14 protein-coding genes and 1 tRNA gene are annotated in these 19373 nt (G+C 68.8%); 9 read left to right on the forward strand and 6 right to left on the reverse strand.

Annotated features, from left to right (window positions below; all coding sequences use genetic code 11):
- Nucleotides 1-83: 83 nt before the first annotated feature.
- The gene (locus ACWCPQ_RS04910; RefSeq protein WP_449894825.1) at nt 84-818 is read left to right on the forward strand and encodes a DUF7873 family protein; all 735 of its coding nucleotides are present in this window, start codon (nt 84-86) and stop codon (nt 816-818) included.
- A 277-nt stretch (nt 819-1095) separates the two neighbouring features.
- A tRNA-Arg gene (locus ACWCPQ_RS04915) sits at nt 1096-1170 on the forward strand.
- Between the two features lie 78 nt (nt 1171-1248).
- On the opposite strand, the gene ACWCPQ_RS04920 is transcribed toward ACWCPQ_RS04915, so the two are convergent.
- Nucleotides 1249-2922, reverse strand: coding sequence for an acyl-CoA dehydrogenase family protein (locus ACWCPQ_RS04920; RefSeq protein WP_449894827.1), 1674 nt, complete (start codon nt 2920-2922; stop codon nt 1249-1251).
- Nucleotides 2919-3605 (reverse strand): TetR/AcrR family transcriptional regulator, encoded by a 687-nt coding sequence (locus ACWCPQ_RS04925; RefSeq protein ID WP_449894829.1) that lies wholly within the window; start codon nt 3603-3605, stop codon nt 2919-2921. Before ACWCPQ_RS04925 ends, ACWCPQ_RS04920 begins: the two co-directional genes overlap by 4 nt.
- Nucleotides 3606-3727: 122 nt before the next feature.
- Here ACWCPQ_RS04925 and ACWCPQ_RS04930 point away from each other — a divergent pair, with 122 nt between their 5' ends.
- On the forward strand, nt 3728-5260 hold the full coding sequence (locus ACWCPQ_RS04930) for a class I adenylate-forming enzyme family protein (RefSeq protein ID WP_449894831.1): 1533 nt from the start codon (nt 3728-3730) through the stop codon (nt 5258-5260).
- Nucleotides 5261-5351: 91 nt separating this feature from the next.
- The gene (locus ACWCPQ_RS04935) at nt 5352-6992 is read left to right on the forward strand and encodes an ABC-F family ATP-binding cassette domain-containing protein (RefSeq protein ID WP_449894833.1); all 1641 of its coding nucleotides are present in this window, start codon (nt 5352-5354) and stop codon (nt 6990-6992) included.
- Nucleotides 6993-7265: 273 nt separating this feature from the next.
- On the opposite strand, the gene ACWCPQ_RS04940 is transcribed toward ACWCPQ_RS04935, so the two are convergent.
- Both ACWCPQ_RS04940 and car read right to left on the reverse strand, forming a co-directional pair.
- Entirely contained in the window at nt 7266-7727 is a 462-nt protein-coding gene (locus tag ACWCPQ_RS04940) for a hypothetical protein (RefSeq protein WP_449894835.1), read from the reverse strand.
- Between the two features lie 64 nt (nt 7728-7791).
- On the reverse strand, nt 7792-11295 hold the full coding sequence (car, locus tag ACWCPQ_RS04945; protein WP_449894838.1) for a carboxylic acid reductase: 3504 nt from the start codon (nt 11293-11295) through the stop codon (nt 7792-7794).
- Nucleotides 11296-11575: 280 nt separating this feature from the next.
- On the opposite strand from car, the gene ACWCPQ_RS04950 reads away from it, so the two are divergent.
- Entirely contained in the window at nt 11576-12424 is an 849-nt protein-coding gene (locus ACWCPQ_RS04950) for an LLM class F420-dependent oxidoreductase (RefSeq protein ID WP_449894840.1), read from the forward strand.
- A gap of 37 nt (nt 12425-12461) precedes the next feature.
- On the opposite strand, the gene ACWCPQ_RS04955 is transcribed toward ACWCPQ_RS04950, so the two are convergent.
- Entirely contained in the window at nt 12462-13376 is a 915-nt protein-coding gene (locus ACWCPQ_RS04955; RefSeq protein WP_449894842.1) for a LysR family transcriptional regulator, read from the reverse strand.
- Between the two features lie 140 nt (nt 13377-13516).
- On the opposite strand from ACWCPQ_RS04955, the gene ACWCPQ_RS04960 reads away from it, so the two are divergent.
- The 3 genes from ACWCPQ_RS04960 (at nt 13517) to ACWCPQ_RS04970 (ending at nt 17669) form a co-directional block, all read left to right on the forward strand.
- Nucleotides 13517-14917, forward strand: a complete 1401-nt coding sequence (locus tag ACWCPQ_RS04960) for an MFS transporter (protein WP_449894845.1) — start codon at nt 13517-13519, stop codon at nt 14915-14917.
- Complete coding sequence (locus ACWCPQ_RS04965; RefSeq protein ID WP_449894848.1) at nt 14914-15660, forward strand: 3-hydroxybutyrate dehydrogenase; 747 nt, start codon at nt 14914-14916, stop codon at nt 15658-15660. Before ACWCPQ_RS04960 ends, ACWCPQ_RS04965 begins: the two co-directional genes overlap by 4 nt.
- 62 nt (nt 15661-15722) lie before the next feature.
- The gene (locus ACWCPQ_RS04970; RefSeq protein WP_449895525.1) at nt 15723-17669 is read left to right on the forward strand and encodes an acetoacetate--CoA ligase; all 1947 of its coding nucleotides are present in this window, start codon (nt 15723-15725) and stop codon (nt 17667-17669) included.
- A gap of 140 nt (nt 17670-17809) precedes the next feature.
- Here the strand turns inward: ACWCPQ_RS04970 and ACWCPQ_RS04975 are convergent, their stop codons facing one another.
- Entirely contained in the window at nt 17810-18175 is a 366-nt protein-coding gene (locus ACWCPQ_RS04975) for a YybH family protein (protein ID WP_449894850.1), read from the reverse strand.
- Nucleotides 18176-18275: 100 nt separating this feature from the next.
- Between ACWCPQ_RS04975 and ACWCPQ_RS04980 the strand changes: the two genes are divergently transcribed.
- The gene (locus ACWCPQ_RS04980; protein ID WP_449894852.1) at nt 18276-19163 is read left to right on the forward strand and encodes a LysR family transcriptional regulator; all 888 of its coding nucleotides are present in this window, start codon (nt 18276-18278) and stop codon (nt 19161-19163) included.
- Nucleotides 19164-19373 lie beyond the last annotated feature (210 nt).

Here is a 19373-nt window from a genome sequence, read left to right on the forward strand (position 1 = left end):
GCCGATATTTCGGTGGCGCGGCGCGGCCCGGCGCGGTTACGGTGATCCCGGTCGCGACGAGGTGGCCGAAGGAGGGAAAACCCGTGTCCACCAAGCTGAATCAGCTCATCGCCATCGAGAAGGGCGCGAAAGCGCAGGCGACCGCCGACGTGACCGCGGCCTACCAGCGCGTGGGCAAGGTCGATCTGCTGGCCGGTATCTCACGCACCTACCGGCCGCTGGACGATATGGGCGAAGAGCTGCCGTCGGAGTCCAAGCGGGTCCAGGTGCGGGCCGGCGAGGTGATCGCCGATGTGAAGCGCACGCTGACCCGGTTGTTCGATGTGACAGCTACCAAGGACACCGCGAACTGCTCGGCGAAAGCCGATATCACGGTCGACGGCGTCACCATCGCCCGCGAGCTGCCGGTCACCTACCTGCTGTTCCTGGAGAAGCAGCTGAGCGAGCTGAAGAAGTTCGTCGCCAAGCTGCCGACGCTGGACCCGGCGGAATCGTGGTCGTTCGACGAGGTCACCGACTGCTACGCGACCCAGCCGTCACAGACCGTGCGGACCAAGAAGGTGCCGCGCAACCACGTCCTGGCCGCAGCCACCGACAAGCACCCGGCGCAGGTGGAGGTGTACCACGAGGATGTGGTGGTGGGCCGCTGGACCACCACCAAGTTCTCCGGCGCGCTGCCCGCCAAGGAAGTCGGTGACCTCGCGGATCGGCTCGGCAAACTGCTCGACGCGGTACGTATCGCGCGGGAGACCGCGAACGCGACGCCGGTGACCGATATCGAGCCCGGTGACGCCATCCTCGGCTACCTGTTCGGTTAGCCGGGACACAGACTCCCCCGCTGGGGGATGGAGCACAATCTGAAACTGAATATGAGACTCACCCGTGCAGGTGCTGCCAGGGCCTGCCGAAAAACTCAGCTTCTCGCTCCAAGTTCTACAACTCCATCGATCGCTCGACGTGCGGATACGCTGCTACGCACCCCCGAGATCCGGGTTCGATTCCCGGTGGCGGCTCTCCCTGCCGCTGTAGCGTAAAGGCAACGCGCGGGGTTACTCATGATGACTCGTAGCCGCGGCTCGGCGATCACAGGTGGGGCAGACGATAGCTCATCCGGTAGAGCGTCGGACTTCGGATCCGAATGTGGTGGGTTCGAATCCCACTCGTTGACCAGGAGGGGCCGGGAAGGGTATTCCCGGCCCCTCCGCCTGTCCGCGGCCCCGTCCGAGCGAACTCCGATGGACAGCCGATTCAGTGCCGGTCGAGGATCGCGGCGAAATCGGTACCGTCGGGCAGAGATCCGTAGTGCAGATCACGATCGTCGCCCAGCCGCGCCGCGAGGAACGCCTCCGCGACCGCGGTCGGCGAATAGCGCAGCAACAATGAGGCCTGCAGGCCCAGCGCCATCGACGATGCCACCGCCCGGGCTCGCAACTGCGCCCGGTCCGGCGGGAGCACCGCGAGTTCGGTGAGCGCGGCACGCATCCGGTCGTGATGGCGGTCGAAGAGCGCGCAAGCGCCACGGGCCGTGGCGAGTTCAGCGTCGAAGGCCTGGACCGATTCCGGTTCGCGGGTCATCGCGCGCAGGACGTCCAAGGCGATCACATTGCCCGACCCCTCCCATACCGCCATCACCGGCTGCTCCCGGTACCGGCGGGCCAGCGGGAACGCCTCGGTGTAGCCGTTCCCGCCCAGACATTCGAGGGCCTCGTAGGCGTGCTGCGGACCGCGTTTGCAGATCCAGTATTTCGAGACGGCGGTGGCCAGTCGGCGAAATGCCTTCTCGCCGGCCCCGGCATCGGCGTCGTGGGCGCGGGCCAGACGCAGCGCGGTGACCGTGGCGGCCTCGGATTCCAGCGCGAGATCGGCGGCGACCGCGGTCATGGCGGGCTGGTCGATCAGTGTCGCGCCGAAGGCGGAGCGGTGCCGGACATGCCACAGCGCCTCGGCGACGGATTGCCGCATACCGGCGGCCGAACCGTACACACAGTCCAGGCGGGTGCGCGAGACCATTTCGATGATGGTGCGCACACCGCGCCCCGGTTCACCGACGAGATAACCCACGGTGCCGTCGAGTTCGATCTCCGAGGACGCGTTGGACTTGTTGCCGAGTTTGTCCTTGAGCCGCTGGATCCGGAACACATTACGGGTGCCGTCCTCGAGCACCCGCGGAACCAGGAAGCACGACAGAGCGGAGCCGCCGGCGAGCGCCGTGTCCCGGGCCTGCGCCAGGATCAGGAAGGCGTCGGACATCGGCGCCGAACAGAACCATTTGTGTCCGGTGAGCGACCAGCTGCCGTCCGGGTTCGCGACCGCGCGGGTGGTGTTGGCCCGCACATCGGAACCGCCCTGCTTCTCGGTCATCGCCATCCCGAAGAGCACACCGGGTTTGTCACCGGGGGCCCGCAGCCGGCCGTCGTAGCCGCGACTGTAGAGCCGCGGCAACCAGGTGTGTGCGATCTCGGGGGTGAACTCGAGCGCCGGGACCACCGAGTGGGTCATCGAGATCGGGCACGCGTGGCCCGCCTCGACCTGCGCGAACAACATGAATGTCGCGGCCCGGGCGACATTCGCGCCGGGCCGGGGGTCGGCCCAGGCCGCGGTATGCGCACCGTGCGCCACGGCGGCGCCGATGATCCGGTGATAGGCCGGATGGAACTCGACCTCGTCGATCCGGTTGCCGTACCTGTCGTGGGAGTGGAACACGGGGGTGACCGTATTGGCCAGTTCGGCGTCGGACCGGAAGGATTCGGTACCCACCAGATCGCCGACGTCGGCCAGCGCCCCGTTCGCCCATCCGGCCTCGTGCCGGGTCACTCCCTCGAGCAGCGGGATGTTCGAGGTGTACTCGTTCACCTCGGTACGGGGCGGCGCCTGGTTGAAGACCTCATGGGTGCGGAATCCCGCGGGGGCGATGGTTGTCACGAGGGTGTCCCTTCGATATCTCGGGCCGGTTGCCGGGAATCCGGCAACCGGCGGGCCGTGGCGCCGCTGTAGTCGATGCCGTGGAAACAGAACCGCAGGATCGACTCGACGATGTGGCGGTCGCCGGCGTCCTCGTCCCCGGTGACGGCGTGGCTCGGGGAGAGGCGGCCGGTGAGTGCTTCGCTGATCGCACCGATCAACGCGGCGGCGGTGACGCCGAGATGCTGGTCGGGGAACACCCCGGCCCGGATGCCCGCCCGCAGGATCTCGGTGGTCAGTTCGTGATAGGCGGCGCGGTAGGTCAGGCGCTCGGCCTCGATCCGCGGATCGACCGGCTCGAACAGCAGCGACCAGGCCAGCTGCCTGCCCCGGATCGCGCGCATCGCGAACGTCTCGACCAGGGCGCGCAGCTGCGCGGGCGCACCGTCGGCCCGGTCGACCGCGGCGCGCACGACGGCCAGCTCCTGATCTGCACCGGCGCGGAAGACCGCGGCGAGCAGGTCGGTGTTGCCGTCGAAATAGGAGTAGACCGTGCCCACGCTGAGCTCGCTGCGCTCGGCGATCGCCTTGACAGTGGCGGCGGCGAATCCGCCGGTCGCGACGAGTGCGGTGGCTTCGTTCAGCAATGCCGCCCGGCGCTGCGCCCGGGCGGCGCGCGTCTTCTCCGTCGGCCGGTAGACCACCTGCCCGCACCCCTTCCGATAAGTTTTGAATCGTGATTCAATTCTTCGCACACGAACTGTAGACCGAAACCCGGACCACGGCAATGCCCGGCGGACCGACGGCGAGCACGAGGAGCAGCCGAATGAACCTGACCACGATGCTGGAGAGCTCGGCTCGCAGATACCCCGGCAAGGACGCCATCGTCTACGGCGACGAGCGAATCACCTACGCCGAACTGCTCGCCGCCTCCAAACGTGCGGCACGGGTGCTGCGCGAGCGCGGAGTCCGGCCCGGCGACCGGGTCGCGGTGATGACCTACAACAGTCCGGGGTTCGCTGTCGCGGCCTTCGGCGCCTGGCGGGCCGGCGCGGCGCTGGTACCGGTCAATCACAAGCTCGCGCCCCCGGAGATCGAATACACCCTGCGGCACTGCGGCGCGGCGGTCGGGGTGGTCTCGGCCGACCTCCGCGCGAACGCGGAAGCCGGAGCACCGCAGGTCGATTGGCTGCTGACCGAGCTCGGCACCGACACGACCGCCACCGAACGCGATTTCGACGGGCTGACCGCGGCGGCCGACGAATGGGACGGTGAACCGGCCGCGGAATCCGATATCGCGCAGGTGCTCTACACCTCGGGCACCACCAGCGCGCCCAAGGGCTGCCTGCACACGCATCGCTCGATCACGACGGTCGCGCCCTATATCGCGACCACACTCGGTCTCGACCGCGACGAGCGAGTTCTCATCGCCATGCCCATCTGGCATGCCGCCCCGCTCAACGTCTGGTTCGTGACGACCGTGTTCCTGGGCGGCACCGTCGTCCTGATGCGCGAATACCACCCGCTGAAGTTCCTGGAGACCGTCCAGGAACAGCGGATCACCGCCTTCTTCGGCGCGCCGATCGCCTACCTGGCACCGTTGCAGGCCGTGGGCGCCGCGGGAAAGCGGCTCGCCGATTTCGATCTCTCGTCGGTGCGCCGATGGACCTACGGCGGTGCGCCGATCGGCGCCGAAGTCGCGCGCCGGCTCCAGCGCGAATATCGATCCGAGGACTTCTACCAGGTGTACGGCATGAGCGAGATGGGACCCACCGGCACCGCGCTCTACCCGCACGAGCAGATCGCCAAGGCCGGTTCGATCGGCCGCTGCGGGATGCCCGGGGTCGATCTGCGGGTGGTGCGCCCGGACGGCAGCGATGCCGGACCGGGCGAGACGGGTGAGATCTGGCTCGCCGGTGACACCCGCATGGTCGGATATCTGAACGACGCGGCGGCGACCGCGGAGGTGTTCGAAGGCCGCTGGTACCGCAGCGGCGATGTCGCACGACTCGACGACGACGGGTACATCTCCATCGTCGACCGCACGAAGGACGTCATCATCACGGGCGGGGAGAACGTGTACTCCCAAGAGGTCGAGGAGGCGATCGCGCGGCACGACGACGTGCTGGACGTCGCGGTGATCGGCCGCCCGCATCCCGAGTGGGGCGAGACCGTGGTCGCGGTCGCCGTCCCCGCCGCCGGGGCCCGGCTCGAACTCGACGAGCTGCGCGAATACCTCGCGGGCACACTGGCGCGCTACAAGATTCCCCGCGAACTGGTACTGGTGGACGAACTGCCCCGGAACCCGTCGGGCAAGCTCACCAAACACGTTCTCCGCCGGGCTCTCGTCGCCGGCTGACCGCACCGCGAGCCCGGCCCCGGCGGAACGCACCCCGATCCGAGCGGGGCCAGATCCGGACGCCGCCCCCGATCCGGGCAGAATATGCCCGGTGAGCGCAACATTGCAGGCCAGCGGCCTCTCGGCCGGGCACGCCGAACGCATCCTGTTCGCCGACCTCGATCTCACCCTCGCCCCGGGCGATGTGATCGGGCTGGTGGGCGTCAACGGCGCGGGCAAGTCGACTCTGTTGCGGATGCTCGCCGACGGCCTGCCGGACGAGGGCGCGATCACGCTGAGCCCGCCCGACGCCACGGTCGGCTATCTCGCCCAGGAACCCGAACGTGTCGACGGTGAGACGGTGCTCGGGTTCCTCGCCCGGCGTACCGGTGTCGCGCACGCCCAGCAGGTCATGGACGCGGCTGCCGAACACCTCGCGGACGGCGGAGCCGACACCTACTCCCCCGCCCTCGAACGCTGGCTGGCACTCGGCGGCGCCGATCTGGAGCAGCGGGCCGCGGAGACCGCCGCCGACCTCGGCCTCACCGGCAGCCTCGCCGGCGGCCTGGATACGCCGATGACCGGCCTGTCGGGTGGTCAGGCCGCCCGCGCCGGTCTCGCCTCGGTGCTGCTGTCGCGTTTCGATATCCTGCTGCTCGACGAACCCACCAACGACCTCGATCTCGACGGGCTCGAACGTCTCGAACGCTTCGTCACCGGGGTGCGGACCCCGCTGATGATCATCAGCCATGACCGGGAGTTCCTGGCCCGCACCGTCAACGGGGTCCTCGAACTCGACCTCGCCCAGCAGCAGGTCGGTTTCTACGACGGGAGCTACGACTCCTATCTCGCCGAACGCGAGATCGCGCGGCGGCACGCCCGCGCGGCCTACGACGAATACGCCGATACCCGGGCCGGTCTGGAAGCCCGGGCGCAGATGCAGCGCAACTGGCTCGAACACGGTGTCCGCAATGCCCGCCGCAAGAGCAAGACCGATTCGGACAAGGCGGGCCGCAAGATGCGCGCCGAGTCCACCGAGAAACAGGCCGCCAAAGCCCGGCAGACCCAGCGGCGAATCGAACGACTGGATGTGGTCGAGGAGCCGCGCAAGGAATGGGAGCTGCGGATGGCGATCGCGTCCGCGCCACGCAGCGGTTCCGTCGTCGCGACCGCGACGAACGCCACCCTCACCCGTGGTGACTTCACCCTCGGCCCGGTGACCACCCGGATCGACCGATCCGATCGGATCGTGCTGGCCGGTCCGAACGGTTCCGGGAAATCCACACTGCTCGGCCTGCTGCTCGGCAAATTCACTCCCGACACCGGCACTGCCACACTCGGTTCGGGAGTACAGATAGGCGAGGTCGACCAGGCGCGCGGCCTGTTCCGCGGTACCGCGACCCTGGCCGCCACCTTCGGCGCGGCGATGCCCGACTGGCCCGACGCCGAGACGCGGACCCTGCTCGCGAAATTCGGCCTGCGCGGCCCGCACGTCAACCGTGCCTGCGACACGCTCTCGCCCGGCGAGCGCACCCGCGCCGCGCTGGCGCTGCTCCAGGCCCGCGGCGTGAACCTGCTCGTCCTGGACGAGCCGACCAACCATCTGGACCTACCCGCCATCGAACAGCTCGAACAGGCCGTCGACTCGTTCACCGGCACGCTCCTGCTGGTGACCCACGACCGCCGCATGCTGGATTCGGTGCGGGCGACCCGCCGCTGGGAGATGGCAGGTGGGCAGCTCACCGAAGAGTAGAACGACGCCGCGGGGCGGCTTCAGCGGCCCGGCGGCGGTCAACCGGCACTCGGCCTCGAGCAGCATCGAGGCGCTCAACCGGACCGAGCGATCGCGGCTCGGCAGTATCGGGGCACGCCGCGTGATGGGGCCCGCCTGCATCGGCCGGGCCGGCGCGGTGAGTGCGATCCCTGCGCCCGTCGCAGACAGCGCGCTGCGCCGACTCATCCCCGTCCGGCGATCCATCCGCGCGGTGACCGACACCACCCGCGAGTGGTGCCGTGCGGCGTCTCGCTACGCGCGATCGCGCGCGAGCTCCGTTTTCGCCTGCGCCAGCAGGTCGTGTTGCCGTGGTTCGCAATACGCCCACCAATCCGGGTGGGTCACCGGATCACGGACGACGTCCTGTAACGCCGCGGCATGGGCGAGTATCCGGCCGCGCAATTCTTCGGAGCACAGGAGCTCGACCTGTTTCTCCGCCAGCCAGACACCTTCGATAAGTCGCCTCGGATCCGCCGGAGTACCGCCCCGCTCGCGGATATCGAACTCGGTCTGCAGTCGCTGCGCCGCCTCGAGATAGGCAAGGATCGCCGATTTGAGTTCCTCGCGATGGGCGAGCCGGCTCTCGGCCAGGAACTCGTGCCTGGATTGTCGTGTCGAATTCCGTTGCACCAGCAGTGTCGCCGAGGCACCCAGGGCCGCGCCCAGCAGGGGGACCAGACTCGTCACCAATGTCGACACCACAGCTGAGGTCACCGCAAGATCTTCGCCGAGCGACGGTCGAACCGGGAAATCGAGCTCCGGTCCGGCACCGGCCGGATCACCCGGACCGACCGGTTCCACGTCGATACGCCGAAACCGCGCCGGGTTCGCGGATATCGTCGAGATACCCGCCGATGAGCGCACGGGTGAGTTGCGGGATCTCGCCGGCGCCGCCGAGCCCGGCCGCCCGGACAGCCGCCGCGGTCACGACCGTCGCCGCCGGTGATCCGGCGACCGGCGGAGCCGGCGTCCGGTAGGCGTCGAGCAACGCGTACGAGGTCAGCTGCCGTTGCCGCGGCGGTAGGGCGTGCAGTGCGGAACCGAAGCGGGTCAGCCAGTCGCCGTAGTCGTCGATCCGGCGGATCGGGCAACCCGCTTCGATGAGCCAGTCGACGACGGTGTCGAGCGAGATTCCGTCGTCGTTCGAGTTCACCACGTGATAGGTGGTGAACCCGGCGGCCCGGCCGCCGAGCCCGGCGATCGCCGCCGCGACGAAATCGACCGGTAGGCCGTCGTAGTGGGCGACGGCATCGCCGGTGTCGCCGCTGTAGAACGAACGCGGTGCCAATCCTGTCACGGCGAGGCTGCGCAGCAGCCGGGTGAACATATCGGCGGAATTGTGCCGGCCGGGATCGGTGCGGTGCGCCAGGATCATGCTGGGCCGCAGCACGGTCACCGGAATTCCGTATCTGTCGTGCGCATCGCGCAGCAGCACCTCTCCGGCCCATTTGCTCGTCGCGTATCCCGCGGCATATCCACCGCCGAGCGGCCGCACCGGTCCGCTCGACCGCACATCGGCGCCCTCGTCGGCCAGCGCGACCGGATCGGCGGCGGCGACTGTGGAGATGTAGGTGAACCGCTTCAGCCGCTGCGCAGCCGCGAACCGGATCAGCTCGGCGGTTCCCACCACGTTCGGTTCGAACAGTTCGCGGTAGGGCAGGACATGGTTGACCAGTGCACCGGCGTGCACGATCGCGTCCACCTCGGCGGCGAACCGCTGCCACCGCGCTTCCCCGAGCCCCAGCCACGGCGTGGTGATATCGGCGGCGACTACTTCCGTACGGCCGGCGAATTCCCGGTAACGCGTCGCCGATTCGGTGGTGCCGCCCAGCGCTTCGTCCACTCTGCGCCGGGCGGCGGCATCGTCGGCTGCGCGCACGAGGCAGACCACCCTGCTGTCCCGGGGAAGCTGGGCGAGCAGTTCCAGGAGGACGTACCGGCCGAGATACCCCGTCGCACCGGTGAGCAATACCGTGCGCGGCCGCTCGGTGAGCGTGCTCTGCGCGGCCGCGCGCGGATCGTCACCGAGTACCCGGGCGACGGTGATATCGGCGGCGTGGATCTCGACGGCGTCCGCGCCGTGCACGGCGGCGAAGCCGGGACGCGACTGCCGGGCGGCCCGCCGGGTATCGAGGTACGCGGCCAGTGCACGCAGGTCGGTCTCGGGCGATACGATGACATGCACCGGCACCGGGACGCCGAAGATCTCCTGCAGGAGTTCGGCGAACAGTACGGCCGACAGCGAATCACCGCCGAGTTCGGTGAACCCGGCGTCGGGCCGCACCGGCAGATCCGCCCGGTCGAACTGCAATCGCACCGCCCGCAGCACGATATCCAGCGTCGGGCCCTGCGCTTCGCGGAGTTCGCGCAATTGTCCGGTACGCCGGGCCGCCGCCGCCTCGTACAGTCGCGCGAACCGATCCGCGTAACGCCGTTCCAGATTGGGCCGCAATACTTTCCGCGAATCCGACAGCAGCCCGTTGGCCGGGCTGAACGGCTCCGGCTCCACCACGAAGTCCCCGGGTATCTCGTAGTTCCGCAGGCCGGCCCGTTCGGCGGCCGCCCGGAGCTCACCGGCCAGCCGCCCACGCAACGCGGCCTCGTCCGCTGCCCCCTGCCGGGCTTCCGGGGTCGGCACGATCACGGCGAGCAGCGAGGACCGGGCCGAATCACCGTGCACGAAGATCTGATGGACAGCCGGGCATCCGGTGAAAATCGACTCCAGCTGTGCCACCGCGACGAATTCACCGTTGGCCAGTTTGCGCACGTTCGAGCGGCGATCGAGATAGGAGATCTGCCGTGGCCCCAGCTCGGCCACGATATCGCCGGTCCGGAAATAGCCGTCCGCATCGAACATGTTCGCGTTCAGTTCCGGGCGCTTGTAGTAACCGGGAATGATATTCGCGGTGCGCAGTAGCAGTTCGCCGCGCGGGTGCGGCAGGTCGGTCCCGAAATAGCCCAGCTCGGGTACATCGACGAGTTTGTAGCCGGCGACCGGCGGCAGCAGGTGGGTGTCGATCATGATGCCGCCCGCTTCCGTGGAGGCGTAGCCGTCGTGCAGTTCGAGGTCCAGACAGGCTTCCATGAACGCGGCCGTTTCGGCCGCCAGCGGCGCCGTTCCGCATACCGCGCGGACGACGCGGCCGCCCAGGACGTCCTCGCGCAGACGGGTCCGTATCCGGTCCTGCTCGGCCGCCGTGCCGGCGGATCCACCCACCTCGCTCTGGTAGAGCTGGTGGAGCATCTCGCATATCCGGGGTACCAGGTTCAGTTCGGTGGGCCGAGCCAGTGCCAGATCGTCGAAGAGCGTGGACAGGTCGCTCGCGGTAGCGAAGTAGCCGGTGCCCCCGCGTGCGAGGGTGCCGATGAGGGAAACGTGCCCGGCCAGATGGCTCATCGGCAGATAGTTGAACCCGATGACCGGGATCCGGTTCACACTCGACTGGAACCCTCGCCACAGCGCCGCGACCAGCCGCTGCGGATACATCGCGCCTTTGGGCGTGCCCGTACTGCCCGAGGTGTAGATCAGCATCGTCAGCGCGTCGCCGGTACCGGTGTGGTACGGGATCGGGGTGTGCGGCGCGGCCCGCTCGAAAACCTCGGCCAGGGTCTCCACCACCACCGGATGCGATGACTGCTCCAGCCGGCCCCTAGCCCGGGCGAGGGTCTCGCGATCGGCGTCGTGGTCCGGCCGGTGATCGAAGACGATGATCCGGCGCAGCGTCGGCGAGACCGCCGCGACCTCGGCGGCGATCGGCAGGTACTCGGTACTGGTGGCCAGCACCGTCATCCCGGTTTCGGCCAACACGGGTCGAAGTTGCGCGGGCGGCGCACCGCATTGCAGCGGTACGGCCACCACCCCGGAGTACACGCACGACAGCACCAGCGTCGCGTAGTCGATACTGGTGAACCCGAGCAGGCCGAGGAAATCGCCGGGGCGCAGGGGGATGTCGTCGATGGCCCAACCGGTCGCGACGGCACCCGCCCGGGCCCACAACCGGCGGTAGGACACCGTCTCGAATCCGTTCAGGGCGCGTAGCCCGGTGCGCCCGGTCCGTTCGTCGGTGATCAGTTCCCGAGTGCACTGAGCGAGCGCCGGCCGGTCGGCATAGCCGTCCATCACGGCGGCCACCACTTCGGCCAGGGGCATACCCGGTCGTTCCAGCACCGCGGTGACCCGGTCCAGTGGCGCGGCCGCCCGGAACTGCGGGTCGCGGTCGTACAATTCCGCGATCCGTCGTTCCTGGCGGGTTCGCAACTGCGGCGTCTGCTCGGTGGTCACGATATCCTCTTTCGGGTCTGCGGCGGGCGCGGGCAGCCGTCGGATTCATCCGAAAACGTAAGTCCCGGAACGGGAATGCTAATCATGCCCGGATTCGGCGACAAGCCGCCGGACCTGCCCACCGGTGGGCAGGTCCGGCGGCGGCGTCGGGCACGGAATCGCCCCCGGAATCCGCCGGGCCGCCCAGCGTCGGCACGCTGCTCCAGCACCGGGTTGCGGCTCGGCATCGGGCCGGGTTTCGGCTTGACCTGGAGCACACTCCAACTTCTAGCCTGGGGTCATGCGATTCGCGTTCAAGACCTCACCGCAGGAAACCACCTGGGCCGATATGCTGGCCGTCTGGCGGGCCGCCGACGATATCGAGATCTACGAATCCGGATGGACCTTCGACCACTTCTATCCGATCTTCTCCGACCCGACCGGCCCCTGCCTCGAGGGCTGGACCACGCTGACCGCGCTCGCGCAGGCCACCGAACGCCTGCGACTCGGCACGATGGTGACCGGCGTGCACTACCGGCATCCGGCGGTGCTGGCCAATATGGCCTCGACCCTCGACATCATCTCCGGTGGCCGGCTGGAACTCGGGATCGGCGCGGGCTGGAACGAGGAGGAATCCGGCGCGTACGGTATCGAGCTCGGTACCGTCACCGAACGTCTCGACCGGTTCGAGGAAGCGTGCCAGGTCCTCATCGGTCTGCTGAGCCGGGCGACCACCGATTTCGAGGGCAAGTTCTACCGATTGACCGAGGCCCGAAACGAACCCAAGGGCCCACAGCGCCCGCACCCTCCGATCTGTATCGGTGGCAACGGCGAGAAGCGCACGCTCCGCATCACCGCCCGCTATGCCCAGCACTGGAATTTCGTCGCCGGGACGACCGAGGAGTTCGCCCGCAAACGCGATGTGCTGGCGGGTCACTGCGCCGATATAGGACGCGACCCGAAAGAGATCTTGCTCTCGGCGCAGCGGCGGCTGGACCCCGGACTCGGCTACAGCGAGCTGATCGATTGGGCGGCCGCACTGGGGGCCGAAGGCTTGGAACTCGCGATCGTCTACCTGCCGCCGCCGCACGACCCGGCGGTGCTGGAACCGCTGGCCGAAGCCATCCGGGATTCCGGGCTCGCCTCCTGAACCGGGTGCGGCGGATCCTCGTCCCTTCGCCGTGCACTCACCCGCGGCCGAGCAGGGTGGCGCGCTGCTCGTCGAGCACGGACCGGATCGAGGCGACGACGGCGGCGACTTCCGGGCGGCGGAGGGTCTCGGCGCGGGCCACGAGCCAGTAGCCGAGTCGTACCGCCACCGAATCCGGCAGCACCCGGACCAGATCGGGGTGCCGGTCGGCCATGAAGCATGGCAGCAGGCCCAGCCCGGCGGCGGCCCGGGTGGCCTCGACGTGCACGAAAACATTTGTGGAGGTGACGGATTCGCGCATTCCGGGAACGAATCCGGAGGCCAGGTCGAGGTCGTCGACCCGCAACATGGAATCGATGAAGTACACCAGCGGGTATCGGGCCAGATCTTCGACCGCCCCGGGGGTGCCGTGTTCCCGCAGATATTCGCGCGACCCGTAGAGGCCGAGCCGGTAGTCCGCCAGATGGCTCGCCGTGGCCCGGCGCACCTGCGGCTCGCCGACGACGATCTCGAGATCGAGCCCGGAGCGCTGTTGCGACGCCCGTCTGGTGATCGCGACGATCTCGACCGCGATGTTCGGGTGGTGCCGCCGCACCCGCGCCGCCGCCGGTGCCGCGATATAGGCACTGAAGCCGTCGGTGGCCGAGATCCGGACCACGCCCTCCAGTAGCCGGTTTCCGTCGGCGTCGGCCGCGAGCGATTTCACCGCCGACTCCACGGCCTCGGCCGCGGCCAGCGCCTCCCGGCCCAGTTCGGTCAGTTCCCAGCCGCCGGTCATCCGGGTGAGGACCCGGCCGCCGAGGGTCTGCTCCAGAGCCGCGATCCGCCGCGAGATGGTGGTGTGGTTCATGCCCAGTTCGTCGGCCGCTGTCACGAATCTGCCGGACCGGCCGACGGCCAAGAGGATCAGGAGGTCGTCCGCGCTGGGACGTCCCGGATGGGCCGCGCTCATATCTGCATATTTGCACATCGGCGCTGCACAAGTGGTCATTGCGGCGCCCAACTTCTGCACGAATACTCGGGAAAGCCGAATATTGTGGGGGCCGTCACATCGAGTCCGACGTGTGGCCCCGGGCACGAAGGAGTAGTGCGATGAGGGAGCACAGCGCCGGATCCGTCCCGGCCGTACCAGCGGACCCCGGTCCCGGTGGAACACCCCGGGGCCTGCGGCGCGTGGTGGCCGCCTCGATGGCGGGCACCGTCGTGGAATGGTACGAGTTCTTCCTCTACGGCACCGCCGCCACACTGGTGTTCAGCAAGGTGTTCTTCGCCGCGGGGACCAGCGATCTCGACGCCATCCTCGCCGCATTCGTCACCTACGCGGTAGGTTTCGCGGCCCGCCCGCTGGGCGGCGTCGTATTCGGCCATTACGGCGACAAGTACGGCCGGAAGAAACTCCTGCAGTTGAGTCTCGTACTGGTGGGCGCCGCGACCTTCCTGATGGGCTGCCTGCCGACCTTCGGCCAGATCGGCTACTGGGCTCCGGCCCTGCTGGTGGCCCTGCGTTTCATCCAGGGTTTCGCGGTGGGCGGCGAATGGGGTGGTGCGGTGCTGCTCGTCGCCGAGCACAGCCCGAGCCGCAGCCGCGGTTTCTGGGCGAGCTGGCCGCAGGCGGGAGTGCCCGCGGGCAATCTGCTCGCCACGGTGGTCCTGCTCGTGCTCACCTCGACGCTGTCCGACGAGGCGTTCCTCGGCTGGGGCTGGCGGGTCGCGTTCTGGCTGTCGGCGGTGGTGGTACTGGTCGGCTACTACATCCGCACCAAGATCACCGACGCTCCCATCTTCGTCGCCGCGCAACAGGAAGCCGAAGAGATGAAAGCCACCTCGCTCAGCGTGGTGGAGGTGTTGCGCCGGTATCCGCGCGGCGTACTCACCGCCATGGGACTGCGCTTCGGCGAGAACATCATGTACTACCTGGTGGTCACCTTCACCATCACCTACCTGAAGGTCGAGGTGCACGCCGATACCACCGAGATCCTCTGGTGGCTGCTCGCCGCGCACGCCGTGCACTTCGTGGTGATTCCGCTGGTGGGCAACCTGTCCGATCGGTTCGGCCGCCGGCCGGTCTATCTGGTCGGGGCGCTGACCGCCGGCACCTGGGGATTCTTCGCCTTCCCGATGATGGACAGCGGTAACAACGCGATCATCCTCTCCGCCATCGTCATCGGATTGGTCTTCCATGCCTTCATGTATGCCGGGCAGCCCGCGATCATGGCCGAGATGTTCCCGACCCGGATGCGCTATTCCGGTGTGTCCCTGGGCTACCAGGTGACATCGATCTTGGCCGGATCGCTCGCGCCGATCATCGCCGTGCGTCTGCTCGACACCTACGGGTCCGCGGTGCCGATCGCCTGGTATCTGGCCGGCGCGGCGGCGGTCAGCGCGGTCGCGGTACTCGCCGCCCGCGAAACGAAAGGGCTTGCCCTGGAGAGTGTCGACCGCGCCGACGCCGCGAACCTCACCGCCCGCCCCGGCGAGGTGCTCGCACGATGAGCGAGCTGGCGGGACGCAGCGCCCTGGTCACCGGCGGCGCGAGCGGTATCGGCGCGGCGTGCGCCCGGGCCCTCGCGGCCCGGGGCGCCACTGTCACGGTGGCCGATGTGGACGCGGCCGGCGCCGCCGCGGTGGCCCGGGAGATCGGTGGCGACTCGTGGGCGGTGGACCTGCTCGACGTCGCGGCACTGGAGGATCTCGAACTCGGCGCCGACATCCTGGTGAACAATGCCGGGGTACAGCACATCGGTCCGATCGAGCAGTTCGCGCCGCGACGGTTCCGCGAGTTGCAGACGCTGATGGTGGAGGCACCGTTCCTCCTGGTTCGGGCGGCCCTGCCGCATATGTACCGGCAGGGCTGGGGACGGATCGTCAACATCTCCTCGGTGCACGGTCTGCGTGCCTCCGCGTACAAGGTCGCCTATGTGACGGCCAAGCACGGGCTGGAGGGACTGTCGAAGGTGACCGCGCTCGAGGGCGGCCCGCACGGCGTGACGAGCAACTGCGTCAATCCGGGCTATGTGCGCACGCCGCTGGTCGACGAGCAGATCGCGGATCAGGCAGCCGCGCACGGGGTACCCGAGCAGGAGGTGCTGGCGAAGATCCTGCTCACCGAGAGCGCGATCAAACGTCTCGTCGAACCGAACGAGGTCGCCGGCCTGGTGAGCTGGCTCGCCTCACCCGGGGCCGCGATGGTCACCGGGGCGGCCTACACGATGGACGGCGGGTGGAGCGCGCGATGAGGGCGCGTTCCACCCGCTCGGGCGGTTCCGACGCGCTGTTCGCCGGCAATCCGACAGACCCGATGCGACCACAATGGGTACCGACCGCGCAGGACCTCGCCGACGCCAGGATCACCGATTTCGCCGAGTTCGTCGCCGAACGCACCGGGCGCCGGGCCGCCGGCTATCACGAGCTGTGGCAGTGGTCGGTCGAGGACCTCGCCGGGTTCTGGCACGCACTGTGGGACTATTTCGCTCTCGGCGAGGTCGCGGGGGCGGTACTGGCGCGGCCGGAGATGCCGGGCGCGATCTGGTTTCCCGGCACCCGGATCAATTATGTCGATCAGGTTGTCCGCCGGATGCGTACCGATCGGCCCGCGATCAGAGCCGTCGGCGAAGAGGGCGGGATCCGCGATATCTCCTGGACGGAACTGATCGGCCGGTCGGCTGCCCTCGCCCGGACATTGCGCGCTCTCGGCGTCCGATGCGGAGACCGGGTGGCGGGGTATCTGCCCGATATCCCGGAGGCGGTGGTCGCATTCCTGGCCACCGCGAGTATCGGCGCGGTCTGGAGTGCGTGCGGGCAGGACTATTCGGCGAAGGCCGCACTGGACCGGCTCGGACAGCTCGAACCCGCCGTTCTGATCACCGCCGACGGCTACCGCTTCGGCAGCCGGACGCACGACAAACGCGCCGATATCGCCGCATTGCGCGCGGGCCTCGACTCGCTCCGGGCCACCGTCGCGATACCACGACTCGGGCTCGAGGTACCGGACGCGATGCTGTGGGACGACGCGGTCCACCCCGGTGCCGATCCGCCGGTGCTCACCACCGAACCGGTGGAGTTCGACCACCCGTTGTGGGTCGTGTTCTCTTCCGGGAGCACCGGACTGCCCAAGGGTATCGTGCACGGACACGGCGGAGTGGTGCTGGAGCACCTCAAAGCGGTTGCCCTGCAGTTCGATATCGGCCCGGCGGATACGTTCTTCTGGTACACCAGCCCCAGCTGGATGATGTGGAACTTCAAGGTGGCGGGCCTGCTGGCCGGGGCAACCGTCGTCACCTACGAGGGCAGCCCCACCGCACCGGCCCCGGACGCACTCTGGCGTATCGCCGCCGAGGTGGGCGCCACCGTCCTGGGAATCAGCCCCGGCTACGTACTCGCCTGCGCCGCAGCCGGATGCGTACCCCGTGCCGATCACGATCTGTCCGCGCTGCGCACCGTCGGGGTCACCGGCTCCGCGCTACCGGCCGCCTCGGCGCTGTGGCTGGGCGAGCACAGCGGTGAGCACGTCCAGGTCTGCTCGATCAGTGGCGGTACCGATGTGGTGTCGGCGTTCGCCGGTGGTGTGCGGACGGTTCCGGTCCGGCCGGGCGAACTGTCGGCGCCCTACCTCGGTGTCGCACTCGATGTCTACGATGCGGCCGGGCAGCCGGTCCACGACGGGGTGGGTGAGCTGGTGATCACCGCGCCGATGCCGTCGATGCCGCTCCGATTCTGGCGCGACGAGAACGGGAAGCGCTATCGCGAAGCGTATTTCGACACCTATCCCGGAGTCTGGCGGCACGGTGACTGGATCACCCGCACCGATCGGCACAGCGTGATTGTGCACGGCCGCTCGGATTCCACGCTCAACCGGCACGGAATCCGGATGGGCAGCGCCGATATCCATCAGTGCGTGGAACAGTTGCCCGAGATCGCCGAGGCACTCGTGATCGGTGTCGAACAACCCGACGGCGGATACTGGATGCCGTTGTTCGTGGTTCTCGCCCCCGGTATCGAACTCACCGCCGAACTGAAGGCGCTCATCGCCGCCACCATCCGCACCGAGGTGTCACCCCGCCACGTCCCCGACGAGGTGATCCCGGCCCCCGGTATCCCGCACACCCGCACCGGCAAGAAGCTGGAAGTACCGATCAAACGGCTGTTCCAGGGCGCCGACCCGGCACAGGTCGTCGACCGCAGTGCGGTGGACGATCCGGATCTGCTCGACTGGTACAGCACGGTCCGCCCGGCCGCGAACAGCTGACTCTCCGGCCCGGCCGCCCCGGCCGCGTCGGTTCTCTCCTCGACCGGGGCGGTGACCGGAAGGGTCCCGCGTGCGCCACCGACCGCCACCCGGGAATCCGGGGCGGCCTCAGTCGTCGAGCGGCTCCCTCGCGAACCCGTTCACCCCGCGGGCGGGACGAACTCGGGCTGATCGAGCAGGCGCAGCCAGCTTCCGTCGGGCTGCCGCCGGACGACCTGGGCCCGGGCGCCCGTCCCATCTTTCGGTGGCGTCGAGGTGAGCGCGATATCACCGCTGATCAGCGTCGGAAGGGGCGATTCCGGCTCGAACCGGGGGCCGCCGGCCAATACCTTCGCCCATAGTTCGCGGATCGCCGCCCGGCCCACGGTCGGGCTCCCGGGCGGATAGGCCAGTACGGCGTCTTCTTCGTACAGCTCGGCGACCCCGGCCGCGTCGCCCGCGTTGGATCGCTCGACGAAGAAGCGGGTGAGATCTTCGGGGCGCATGGCCTTCTCGTATTCCGACACGTTTTCCTCCTGATCGTGTTGCCTGCGTACCTCCCCAGCCTGCGCGCGGGGATTCCAGAAGTCCAACAGCTGGTTCTGATAGAAAGTATGATCAGAACTTGTGGAACTGAGACAGCTCGAATACTTCGTCGCGGTCGCCGAAGAACAGAACTTCACCCGGGCGGCCGACCGGGTGCACATCAGCCAATCCGGAGTGAGTGCTCAGATCCGGCAGCTGGAACGGGAACTCGGCGCCGAACTCTTCGACCGAACGACACGTATCGCGACGCTCACCGTCGCGGGAAAGGCCGCGCTCGAACACGCCCGCACGGCACTCACCGCCGCCCGAGCGGTATCGCGGGCGGTCGGCGAGGTCACCGATCTGGTCCGGGGCACGCTCACCGTCGGCATGGTCGTGGGCTGCACCGTCACCCCACTGTTCGACGCACTGTCCACCTTCCACCGCGCCCACCCCGGGGTCGAGATCTCGTTGTCGGAGGACAACTCCGACCGGCTCGTCGACGCGGTCCGCGCCGGCGCCCTCGACTTCGCCCTGGTCGGCACGGCCACCGCCACACCGGCGGGACTACCCGCGCTGACCCTCACCACCGACCGGCTCGTCGCGGCAGTACCCACCGGCCACCTCTTGGCAGCACAGGCCGAGGTGACGCTGCGCGAACTGTGCGCCCATCCCATCGTCTGCATGCCCACCGGCACCGGCTTGCGCGCAGTACTCGACCAGGCTTGCGCCGCGCAGAACCTCCGGCCCACGATCGCGTTACAGGCGGGCGCGGCGGACGCGATCGCGGATCTCGCCACCCGCGGTCTCGCGGTGGCCGTGCTCAGCGACTCGATGGCGGCGCACTACCGCGACCGGCTCATCGTCCGGCCGATCGCCGATATCGACATACCCGCGCTGCTCGCCCTGATCTGGCAGAACACCTCCGATCCCGCGGTACGCGAATTTCTCGCGCACAGCCGCCGCGCCTTCGGCGGGCAGTTGTCGTAGAAATTCGCGGCAGCGCCGGCGGTCATCGGTCGAGCTGGGCTCGGAAGACGGCCCGGTCGAAGTAGGCACGGGCTCTATCTCGGCAAGATCAGCGCCGCCGAAACCGCGGCGGGAGCAGGCGATGATCCGCGGGCCCTGTTGTTCCTCGCCCTCGGCCTCGTCGGATGGAGCCTCGCAGCCACAGCTGCGCCGCATGATCCTCGGTCCCGA

The sequence above is a fragment of the Nocardia sp. NPDC001965 genome (assembly GCF_053594175.1).

Excerpts from the sequence above, each read along its gene's own strand:
- ACWCPQ_RS04930 (WP_449894831.1), top strand. The coding sequence starts at position 3,728 with ATGAACCTGACCACGATGCTGGAGAGCTCGGCTCGCAGATACCCCGGC.
- ACWCPQ_RS04950 (WP_449894840.1), top strand. The coding sequence starts at position 11,576 with ATGCGATTCGCGTTCAAGACCTCACCGCAGGAAACCACCTGGGCCGAT.
- ACWCPQ_RS04955 (WP_449894842.1), bottom strand. The coding sequence starts at position 13,376 with ATGAGCGCGGCCCATCCGGGACGTCCCAGCGCGGACGACCTCCTGATC.
- ACWCPQ_RS04960 (WP_449894845.1), top strand. The coding sequence starts at position 13,517 with ATGAGGGAGCACAGCGCCGGATCCGTCCCGGCCGTACCAGCGGACCCC.
- ACWCPQ_RS04965 (WP_449894848.1), top strand. The coding sequence starts at position 14,914 with ATGAGCGAGCTGGCGGGACGCAGCGCCCTGGTCACCGGCGGCGCGAGC.
- ACWCPQ_RS04970 (WP_449895525.1), top strand. The coding sequence starts at position 15,723 with ATGCGACCACAATGGGTACCGACCGCGCAGGACCTCGCCGACGCCAGG.